Annotated in this window: 12 protein-coding genes; 9 read left to right on the forward strand and 3 right to left on the reverse strand. The window is 61.7% G+C overall.

Annotated elements, in window-relative coordinates; genetic code table 11:
- Positions 1-177 precede the first annotated feature (177 nt).
- The 9 genes from QZ079_RS05685 to QZ079_RS05720 all read left to right on the forward strand — a co-directional run bounded on the left by QZ079_RS05685 (position 178) and on the right by QZ079_RS05720 (position 5,042).
- Positions 178-588 (forward strand): hypothetical protein, encoded by a 411-nt coding sequence (locus tag QZ079_RS05685; protein WP_297036206.1) that lies wholly within the window; start codon positions 178-180, stop codon positions 586-588.
- A gap of 12 nt (positions 589-600) precedes the next feature.
- On the forward strand, positions 601-741 hold the full coding sequence (locus QZ079_RS09460; protein ID WP_366926434.1) for a DUF6273 domain-containing protein: 141 nt from the start codon (positions 601-603) through the stop codon (positions 739-741).
- Between the two features lie 215 nt (positions 742-956).
- On the forward strand, positions 957-1,610 hold the full coding sequence (locus QZ079_RS05690) for a hypothetical protein (protein WP_297036209.1): 654 nt from the start codon (positions 957-959) through the stop codon (positions 1,608-1,610).
- Between the two features lie 32 nt (positions 1,611-1,642).
- Entirely contained in the window at positions 1,643-2,062 is a 420-nt protein-coding gene (locus QZ079_RS05695; RefSeq protein ID WP_297036212.1) for a hypothetical protein, read from the forward strand.
- A 75-nt stretch (positions 2,063-2,137) separates the two neighbouring features.
- A complete protein-coding gene (locus QZ079_RS05700; RefSeq protein ID WP_297036215.1) occupies positions 2,138-2,584 on the forward strand; it encodes a carbohydrate-binding protein in 447 nt (148 codons plus the stop codon).
- A 1-nt stretch (position 2,585) separates the two neighbouring features.
- A complete protein-coding gene (locus QZ079_RS05705) occupies positions 2,586-3,032 on the forward strand; it encodes a hypothetical protein (RefSeq protein ID WP_297036218.1) in 447 nt (148 codons plus the stop codon).
- 1 nt (position 3,033) lies between these two features.
- Positions 3,034-3,294, forward strand: a complete 261-nt coding sequence (locus tag QZ079_RS05710; protein ID WP_297036223.1) for a phage holin — start codon at positions 3,034-3,036, stop codon at positions 3,292-3,294.
- Entirely contained in the window at positions 3,287-3,997 is a 711-nt protein-coding gene (locus QZ079_RS05715; RefSeq protein WP_297036226.1) for a C39 family peptidase, read from the forward strand. Before QZ079_RS05710 ends, QZ079_RS05715 begins: the two co-directional genes overlap by 8 nt.
- The gene (locus QZ079_RS05720) at positions 3,978-5,042 is read left to right on the forward strand and encodes a GH25 family lysozyme (protein WP_297036228.1); all 1,065 of its coding nucleotides are present in this window, start codon (positions 3,978-3,980) and stop codon (positions 5,040-5,042) included. The genes QZ079_RS05715 and QZ079_RS05720 overlap by 20 nt, the downstream gene beginning before the upstream one ends.
- 466 nt (positions 5,043-5,508) lie before the next feature.
- Here QZ079_RS05720 and QZ079_RS05725 read toward each other — a convergent pair whose 3' ends face one another.
- The 3 genes from QZ079_RS05725 to QZ079_RS05735 form a co-directional block, all read right to left on the reverse strand.
- On the reverse strand, positions 5,509-6,870 hold the full coding sequence (locus tag QZ079_RS05725) for an ATP-binding protein (protein ID WP_297036231.1): 1,362 nt from the start codon (positions 6,868-6,870) through the stop codon (positions 5,509-5,511).
- Between the two features lie 96 nt (positions 6,871-6,966).
- Positions 6,967-8,712, reverse strand: coding sequence for an Asp-tRNA(Asn)/Glu-tRNA(Gln) amidotransferase subunit GatB (gene gatB, locus QZ079_RS05730; RefSeq protein ID WP_297036234.1), 1,746 nt, complete (start codon positions 8,710-8,712; stop codon positions 6,967-6,969).
- Positions 8,709-9,204, reverse strand: a 496-nt coding sequence (locus tag QZ079_RS05735) for an amidase family protein (protein ID WP_297036237.1), incomplete at its 5' end; no start/stop codon positions are given. The genes gatB and QZ079_RS05735, both read right to left, overlap by 4 nt.

Below are 9,204 nucleotides of genomic sequence, written 5' to 3' on the forward strand. Positions count from 1 at the left end.
CAACCATGCCCCGACGAACGACTGGATACGCCCCCTGCCGTGCTTCCTCCTAGGCTGATAAAATCAGCCGTACTAGGTACTGGTCTGGCGCATGCCTTGCGCATGCGCCTTTGCTTCCCCGCGCGAAGCGCGGGCGAAGCAATTTTCAAAAATCACGGAGGGGGGGGATGTTGAAAATTGAGCGGCGTATATGTGCGGAACCGCAACCTAAGCTCGTTCGAGTATTTCAACACTGCTGTTTCGATTCGAAACGACGTGACGCGTCTTGTGGCTTCGTCGGCGGTGCCGAAGTCTTATCGCTTCATCCTCGCCGTCCCCATGGCGGAGACGGCGCGAAGCTTGGTGTTCAATCTGGTTAAGGCTGATGCCTTCTACCCGAACACGGCTCGCAACGTCGAAGAGCGCAAGCATTACATGACGCTTGCGATAGCGGACTTGCAGCAGCTATACCAAGACCTGCAATGCCTTATGGCTATGAACCTTCCGGTGAAGGTCGCGAGGTTCGAAGCGATATCTGAGAGCATAGAGAGCGACATAAAGCTGATAAAGGGCGCTCGCGCGGGCGTGAAGCTCATTGGGAAGGGGTAAAATGGTCGCGCGTTGTCCCTTGGAAATCATCGCGTCAATTGGTGGCTGCGCTCCGTCATGGGCGGGTCTTCGTCCAACGCGTGCAATGTCAACAGCAACGGCAATGCCAACAACAATGCCCCGACGAACGACTGGATACGCCCCCTGCCGTGATTCCCAAGCCTTGCCAGACCGTGCGGTCATAAGCGCCGCGCGCCGTGCATTTGAGGAAGGAAGGGGCGACCGTCGGGCGCAAGCCCGTAAATATGCACCCCGCGACGGTTGCCGTTCGCTGCTTGCATGGCGCGGTTCTCGGCTTCCGACCGCGTTTCATGGTCAACCGTCAAGCGGCTGCTGGATGCCGGTTGCGAGCCGCGCGGGGTGCCCTCATGAACTCTGAAGAGCGCAGGGCTGCGCGACGCGCAAGGCGCGATGCCAAGCGCGCGGAGAATCGGGCTAGGCGCATCGAGGGATGCACGCTAGAAGCCGTCGCCGACCTCGATAACCTATACGATGCCGCCAACGGCGCTGCCGCTGGCGTTCGCTGGAAATCGAGCGTGCAGCGCTACATGGCGCGCGTAGTCCCAAACATCATGAGGGCGCGGCGCGACCTTCTCACGGGTGCCGACTTCCGCCGCGGCTTCATCGAGTTTGACTTGTTCGAGCGCGGCAAGCTGCGCCACATCTGCTCTGTTCACTTCTCGGAGCGCGTCATACAGAAGTCTTTGAGCCGTCACGCCCTCGCGCCCGCGATCTGGCCTACCCTCACCGAGGGATGCGCCGCGAACGTCAAAGGGCGCGGAACCGACTACGCGATTCGCCGGATGAAGCGGCAGCTTGTCGAGCACCACCGAAAGCACGGCATGGAAGGCTACATTTTGCAGGTCGATTTCGCGGACTACTTCGCCAACATCGACCACGGCGCTTGCAAGCGACTTATAGACCGCGCCATTGACGATGAGCGCGTTAAGCGCGTCATGAACGACCAGATAGACGCTCACGGCTCACGAGGCTTGGGTCTTGGGAGCCGAACCAGATTCTAGCCGTCGCCCTGCCGTCGCCCATCGACCATCTGATGCTGTCACTTCCGGGCATCTTGGCGAGCGGGCGCTACATGGACGATAGCTATTGCATCGCGCTTGACAAGCAGACGCTTTGGGACGCGCTTTCGCGCATCGAAGCGCTCTGCGACGATCTGGGAATCATCATCAACCGAAAGAAGACGCGCGTCGTGAAGCTTACGCGCGGCTTCGTGTTCCTGAAGAAGAGGTTTTCATATGGCGAGGGCGGGAAGGTTGTCGTTCGCCCGTGCCGTTCCTCCGTGACGCGGCAGCGGCGCAAGCTGAAGAAGCAAGCCGCGTTGGTCGCCAAGGGGATTATGACCGTCGAGCAGGTCAACCAATCCTACCAGTCGTGGCGCGGCAGCATGCAGCGCCTTTGCGCGCACGAGACGGTAAAGCGCATGGACGCGCTATACAAGGAGCTTTTCGGCTGATAGCAGCCGACATAGCAAGGTATCGAAGCCCTCGCATTCGCGGGGGCTTTTTTGTTGCGAGAGAAAGGGGAACACATGGCATTCACCGAAGAGGAAGAGGTCAAGCTTCGCGCGATCATCGCCATTTTCGACGGTCAAGCGCCGTCGCTCTCTAGCGATGTGGCGGCGAAGTGCCCCGCGCTTTTCGCGGCGTGGGACGGCGACGGCCACGCCTACGCTGAGGGCGAACGCGTGAGCTACGAAGGCGTTCTTTACGTCTGCCTTCAAGCGCACACGTCGCAGCCCGATTGGTCGCCCACGGCAGCGCCGAGCCTTTGGGCGAAGGTCGTTGAGTACGCAAGCGGCGGTGATGACCCGTCGAGCATTCCCGAGTGGGTGCCGCCGAGCAACGAGAACCCTTACCCGAAGGGCGCTGTCGTGCGCCATAACGGCAAGGTCTGGGAATCCCTCGTTGCTAACAACGTCTGGGAGCCGGGGGCTGTCGGCACCGAAACCGTCTGGCGAGAGGTGACGGAGGGCTGACGTGGCGGAAAGCGTTTTAGACCATGCAGCGGCATTCGGTGCCGAATGGTTCTTCGCGTTCCTCGTTGCTATCGGCTTCGGAATCCTCGCAAAGCAGTTGCTTAACGAGTACCAGCGCAACAACGAGCGCAGAGCGGAGCTTGAAGAGCGAAACGCAGCGCGACAGGCAGAGCTAGAGCTGAAGCGCGAAGAGCGCAAGCGCGACGAACTCAACGAGCGCGCGCAGCGCGACCGCGAGCGCTCGGAAATGGAAGGCCGTATCGCTGCGCAGATGGAGCGAAGCAACAACATTTCGGAAGGGCTGCAAGCCGCTATGGAATCTCTCAGGGCTTCCACGGCAGCGCTGCACGACGAAATCAGGGAATCGCGCGAGCATTCGCACGACATGGCAAACAAGGTCGATCACATCTATGACCGCGTAGACCTCATCTATGAAAAGGAGAGCTGAAATGATTAACTTCACCGCACGCATCAAGAACAAGACTTTTTGGCTGACGCTCATTCCCGCCGTCCTGCTGCTCGTGCAGGTGGTCGCCGCACCGTTCGGCTATCAGTGGGACTTCGGCGTTATGAACGATCAGTTGGCCGCAATCATCAACGCACTTTTCGCCGTGCTCGCAATTCTTGGCATCGTGACAGACCCGACCACGGCGGGCGTTGGCGATTCCAAGCAAGCGCTCACCTACACCGAGCCTAAGCGCGATGAGTAGGCTAAAGGCTATCGCCCTCGTGATTTCCGGCGCGCTCGCGTCAATGCTCTTCTGTGGCTGGCTCATTGTCGCCCACATCGAGAGCGACGCGGGCGCGCTCGCTGAAGCGCGTGAACAGGGATACACTGCGGCTGAAGAAGACCGCCTTGCAATCGTTGTCGATAGGCCGATTGCCGAGGGAAACAGCATGCCGCTATGGCTTCAGACAGACCCGCAATGGGACTACATCCCCTATGCGGGCGGCACTATCGGCGACTGCGGATGCGGCCTTACGTGCGCCGCTATGGCTATCAAGTACATGACCCTGCAAGACATTACGCCGCTCACCCTCGTATCGTTCGTGGGCGACGCATGCCTTACTGACGGCGTGAACGACCCCGGCAAGTTCTGCGCGTGGATTGCCGAGCATTACACGGAATACGGCATCGAGAGCACGCCGATTTCTTACGATCTCGCACCCGTCTTGCAGAACGTGTCTGACGGGTGGCTTGCCTTCGCGGGCATGAGCGGAACGCTCGGCGATAGAGACTACGGCGGGCATGTCGTGCTGATCTGGCGCGCGGACGATGACGGCTACTGGATACGCGACCCGGCGAGCGCCGGGAACTCTGCGCGCGCGTTCACGCTCGAAGAGCTAGAGCAGGTCGATTTCAGTTACTTCTACTGCATCAGAGGGGGCTTCTATGGCACTCAACGGCATTGATATTTCCAACTACCAGCGAGGGCTTGACCTCGCGCAGGTGCCTTGCGATTTTGTTATCTGCAAGGCGACCGAGGGAACCACCATCGTTCACAACACCTGCGACCCGTGGATTCAGCAGGCTATCAAGCTCGGCAAGCTCTGGGGCTTCTATCACTTCATGAACGGTGAAGACCCCATCGCTCAGGCTAAGCACTTCGTCGCAAGCTGCCGTAACTACTTCGGCAACGGCGTTCCCGTTCTCGATTACGAGATGTACGGACGAATCGGCACAGACAAGGCAAAGCAGTTCCTCGATTACGTCTACGATCAGACCGGCGTTCGCTGCATCGTCTACATGAGCCGTAGCGTTTGCACCGAAGAGGATTGGTCGAAGATTGCGCCGAATCACGCGCTCTGGGTTGCGCAGTATGCCAACAACAACCGCACCGGCTACCAGTCTTCGCCGTGGCTTCCAGATGGCGGCTTCGGAGCTTGGGGGAGCTGTGCAATCCACCAGTACACTTCGAATGGCCGTCTCGATGGCTTCAACGCGCCGCTTGATCTCGATATCGCCTACATGACGCGCGAAGCGTGGGGCAAGTTCGCCAACCCGTCAGGCTCGGCGACCCCTGATGTTCCGCCCGCAGAGGTCGCCGATCCTTCGCCGGAGGGCACGACGCTTGAACTGGCGGCAGCGGTCATGCGCGGTGAGTACGGCGTTGACGATGAGCGCCGCGAAAAGCTAGGCGACCGTTATCAAGAGGTGCAAGACCTCATCAACTACATTGACGGCGCTTCCGCTTCTCAGCTTGCAGACGATGTGGAGCGCGGCATGTTCGGCGTTGTGCCGACGCGCAGCGACGTTCTGGGCGACCGCTTCAGCGAGGTTCAGGCTATCGTCAACCAGAGGGCGGGCGTTGGCACTGCGCGCGTCTACACCGTCAAGAGCGGCGACACACTCAGTGAGATTGGTGCTTCGCTCGGCATCGACTGGCACACCATCGCAAGCAAGAACGGCATTGGGGCACCATATACGATCTACCCCGGCCAGAAACTTTCTTATTAGCGTTCAAGCGGGGCCCCTGACAAGGGGTGCCCCGCTTTCTGCCGTTATACGGGATTACAGCAAGCCGTCTATCTGGTGTTTTGCAAACACCAGAAATGGCTATTTCTGGCACGTCCCAACGACAACAAACCAGTTTTTCGATACTCTTACAACGCAAGTATCAAGTTGGATAGCTGCGCGGCTGGCGGTACTGGTGGAGTTCGCCGTTTTTCTCATAAGCTCCACCATCATTTCCAATGCGGACAAAGACGAGCAACAGCCCTTGTCCGCATTTCTTTTAGCCGTACGCGGAGAATCGAACTCCGAGCGGGGCGCTGAGCTGAGCAAAGCGCGTGAGCGTCTTTGCCAGCACAGCGCGCAAGGCGGCACAAGCTGCCGCAGCGAATACGCGGGATTCTCCGCGCCTCCACCATCTATTTCATGCGGACGATGGCACAAGCTGCCGCGCCCGCATTTCTTTTACGCATCACTTCCGTGCGCCGCGCTCGGTACGCAACAGCGCATCCACCAGCTCGTTGTCCTCCACGGAAGGCGAGCCCAGCGGCAGGCCGCACGCCTCGAAGAAGTGGCTGCCCGCAAACTGCCGGGCGCGGAACGAGTTGTGCTCGCCGTCGTCTAGGTAGCGCACGCGGCTGCGACAATCCGTCGTCCCGCAGAAGAGCGGGCCATGGTTCTGCACGTAGTGCAGATACACCGGATCATCCGACCACAACAGCACGCCCGCCATGTTCTCGAGCTCGTATGCCGTGGCATACCGCTGCCAGGCAGTCCCGCGCTCGCGCACATAGCGATCGAGAATCGATGCCATGCGCGTCACGCGCCGCAGCGTATCGGGAGCAGAGATGAGCGCGACGCTCAAGGAGAGGCGGTCGGTCGCCGCGGCATCGCCGCTGCTCCGCGCAGAGTCGCCGCCCAGCAGAGCACCGCCGCGCCGCGCGCCCGCAATGTTGTTACCGGATACCTCAGCATCCGCCCCTGCTACCCCGCAGAGCTCCCGAAGGCGTCGCACCGCGTCGGCCGCCTCGACGTCTGCCAGCACCACAGCAGGCACCGTGAGCTTCATGGATTCATCGGGAAAGAGCTCGATCGAGGAATGCGGCACCATATCGTCGAGGGCGATCGACGCGCGGAAGATGAGCGAGTCGTGCGCATGCTGCACATGGCAATCGAGCCCCTGCATGGCGAAGCTGCGCACCATGGAATCTGCCCGCTCGTTGATGACGTCGCGGCTGGGAACCTCGGCCACGCGCAGACCCATACGGTAGAAGTACAGGTCGAAGAGCGGCACCTGCACGCCATAGAACACGGTGCGGCGGCAGAATTCCGAGATACGCGCCACCGACCGTGTCGCTTTGTCATAGAGCTCGACGAGCATCGAACCCGTCGCCGGCCCGGACGTCGACCCTTCGCGCACCTCGACAACGCCGTCTGCGACATAGGGCGGGAACGTCCCCTCCTCTACCTGCACGACGACCACGCCTTGCTCGGCGTCTGCCGGATCGGCGATGAAGCGCACATCGAACGGCGGGGCGGGCGAAATGTGGCGGCGGCACAGCTCGCCGATGATCTGGCTGTAATCTGCCGCTAGGCGCGGAACCGGGCAGATGCGGGATTCGTTGTCCGAGATGCCGATCACGAGCCACCCGCCGCGCGAGTTGGCGAACGACGCGATGATTTTCGGCACCTTGGCGCGCACGCTCGCCGAAAACTCCTGCTTGAACTCAAGGACATAGCCTTCATCGAGGTCGGAAAGCTGGGCAAGATCCGTGTACGTCACCGTCGCCAGACCCTTGGGAGCGCCCTGTTCGTCTCGAAACGGACTGAACATCGCGCCGCCTCCTCTCGATGGTAGCCGGGGGCTTGGGGATGCCTAGCCTCCGGCGATGTTAAAACCCCCTGGGGTTATTTTACATGGATGCTTTCATTAGCTCAGCGCGGCGCGAAGGAGCTCGTTGAAGAGCTTGGGATTGCCCTGGCCGCGGCTCGCCTTCATGCACTGCCCCACCAGGAAGCCGAGTACCTTTTGGTTGCCGTCGCGGTACTGCTGCGCTTGGTCTTGGTAGTGTTCGAGCACTTCGTCCACGATAGGCAGGAGCGCTCCAGCGTCGCTCACCTGGCGCATACCGCGCTTGTCGACAATCTTCTCGGGATCTTCGCCCGTCTTAGCCATGGCCTCGAAGACCTCGTGCCCCTGGTTCGAGCTGATGGCATCGCTCGCGAGGAGCTTGGCCAAGCTCGAGACGTGCGCCGGCGCGAGCTCGCTTTCGCTAAGCGCGACGCCCGCCCCGCGCAGGTACGCGGGAAGCTCGTTCACCACGAGGTTCGCCACGGTCTGCGCCTCCTTGCCGGAGAGGCCCGCCGCAGCCTCCTCGAAGAATTCCGCCACCTCGGGGTCGCCCGCGATCTGCTCTGCGTCGGCGCGTTTGATGCCGAAATCGCGCACGAAACGCTCACGGCGCGCATCCGGAAGCTCCGGCAGCTCAGCGCGGCAGTGGTCGATGAACGCGTCGGTGAGGTCGAAGGGTGCCAGGTCGGGATCGGGGAAGAAGCGGTAGTCATCCGCCGTCTCCTTCACACGCATCACCACGGTGCGCTTGCGGCTCGGCTCCCAATGGCGCGTCTCCTGGTAAATCTCGCCGCCGGCTTCGAGCACCTCAGCTTGGCGACAGATCTCGTACGCCAAGCCGTCGTGCAGCGCTTTGAAAGAGTTCAGGTTCTTGAGCTCGGTCTTCGTGCCCAGCTCGCTCGACCCGCGCCGACGCAGGCTCACGTTGCCGTCGCAACGCATGGAGCCCTTCTCCATGGAGCAGTCGGATATGCCGAGCGTGATGAAGATACGACGCAGCTTCTCCATGAAGAGGCGAGCCTCCTCGGGCGTGCGCAGATCGGGCTCGGTGACGAGCTCGATGAGCGGCGTGCCGCATCGGTTGTAGTCGATGAGCGACTCCGCCGCGCCGCCGATGCGGCCTTCCTCGCCGCCCACGTGCACCATCTTGGCGGCGTCCTCCTCCATGTGGATGCGCAGGATCCGGATGGGCACGGTGTAGGAACCGTCCTCGTGGCGTTCCGGCAGCGCAAGCGAGGCCGTATCGTAGCCCGAAAGCCCGGCGAGCGCGCCAGCCTGCGCTGCAGCGCCGCCTTCAACGCCCGTCCCTTTTGTCATGACATTGGGGACTGTCCCCAATGTCAGGCCTTCGGGGAGGTCGCGCACCATGCTGGCGGAAAGGCCAACGGCACCGGCCGAGGCGCTCGCGAGACTCTCGGCCTCTGCTTCACCGAACGCGCCCTCCGGACGCTCGGCGGCGCCGCGCCCCGTCACCTCGAGGTCGAGTCGGCCGTGCATGGCGAACGCCACCGGACCCTGCGTGGTCTGGAAGTTCTTCGCCATATCCGGATAAAAGTAATGTTTGCGGTAGAACATCGAGTGCTTCTGGATCTCGCAGTTCGTGGCGAGGCCGGCCTTCACGATGTACTCAATCGCGCGCTTGTTCGGCACCGGCAGCGCACCGGGAAGTCCCAGGCACACAGGGCAGACGTTGGTATTCGGCTCGTCGTCGTGGCTGAGCTTGCAACCGCAAAACATCTTCGTTTCAAGCGTCGTGAGCTCGGTGTGGATCTCGAGACCGATCACGGCCTCCCAGTCCTTCAGAACCTCGGAAAGCTCCTTCATGCGAGCTCACCTCCCTTCCCGGCAAATGCAGGGGCCACGGGCGCTCCCGCAGCCGTCGCGGCATCGTCCGTGCGGCACGCACCCCAAGCCTCGGCGCATGCGCGCTCGAGCGCCGCGCCGAACGTCACAAGGCGCTCGTCCGCGAACGCAGGCGCCACGAGCTGAGCGCCAATCGGCAAGCCGGAATCTTCGCCCAACCCCACGGGCACCGTCACGCCGCCGTTGCCGGCGATGTTGATCGAGATGGTATACATGTCCGAAAGATACATCTGCGTGGGGTCGGAGATCTCGCCATGGCGGAACGCCGTTTGCGGCGCAGCGGGCATGAGCAGCACGTCCGCCTGCTCGAACGCGCGCGCGTAGTCTTCCGTGATGAGCGTGCGCGCCTTCTGAGCGGCGTAGTAATACTTGTCGTAGACGCCGCTCGACAGCAGATAAGCGCCGAGCATCTGGCGGCGCAAAAGGGCTGCACCGTGGCTCAGATCGCCCTTG

Source organism: uncultured Enorma sp., from assembly GCA_905210055.1.
In the GTDB taxonomy this organism is placed as follows: domain Bacteria; phylum Actinomycetota; class Coriobacteriia; order Coriobacteriales; family Coriobacteriaceae; genus Enorma.

What these genes read in the sequence shown, in the direction of transcription:
- QZ079_RS05690 (WP_297036209.1), top strand. Translation starts at nt 957, where the DNA reads ATGAACTCTGAAGAGCGCAGGGCTGCGCGACGCGCAAGGCGCGATGCC.
- QZ079_RS05695 (WP_297036212.1), top strand. Translation starts at nt 1,643, where the DNA reads ATGCTGTCACTTCCGGGCATCTTGGCGAGCGGGCGCTACATGGACGAT.
- QZ079_RS05700 (WP_297036215.1), top strand. Translation starts at nt 2,138, where the DNA reads ATGGCATTCACCGAAGAGGAAGAGGTCAAGCTTCGCGCGATCATCGCC.
- QZ079_RS05710 (WP_297036223.1), top strand. Translation starts at nt 3,034, where the DNA reads ATGATTAACTTCACCGCACGCATCAAGAACAAGACTTTTTGGCTGACG.
- QZ079_RS05715 (WP_297036226.1), top strand. Translation starts at nt 3,287, where the DNA reads ATGAGTAGGCTAAAGGCTATCGCCCTCGTGATTTCCGGCGCGCTCGCG.
- QZ079_RS05720 (WP_297036228.1), top strand. Translation starts at nt 3,978, where the DNA reads ATGGCACTCAACGGCATTGATATTTCCAACTACCAGCGAGGGCTTGAC.
- QZ079_RS05725 (WP_297036231.1), bottom strand. Translation starts at nt 6,870, where the DNA reads ATGTTCAGTCCGTTTCGAGACGAACAGGGCGCTCCCAAGGGTCTGGCG.
- gatB (WP_297036234.1), bottom strand. Translation starts at nt 8,712, where the DNA reads ATGAAGGAGCTTTCCGAGGTTCTGAAGGACTGGGAGGCCGTGATCGGT.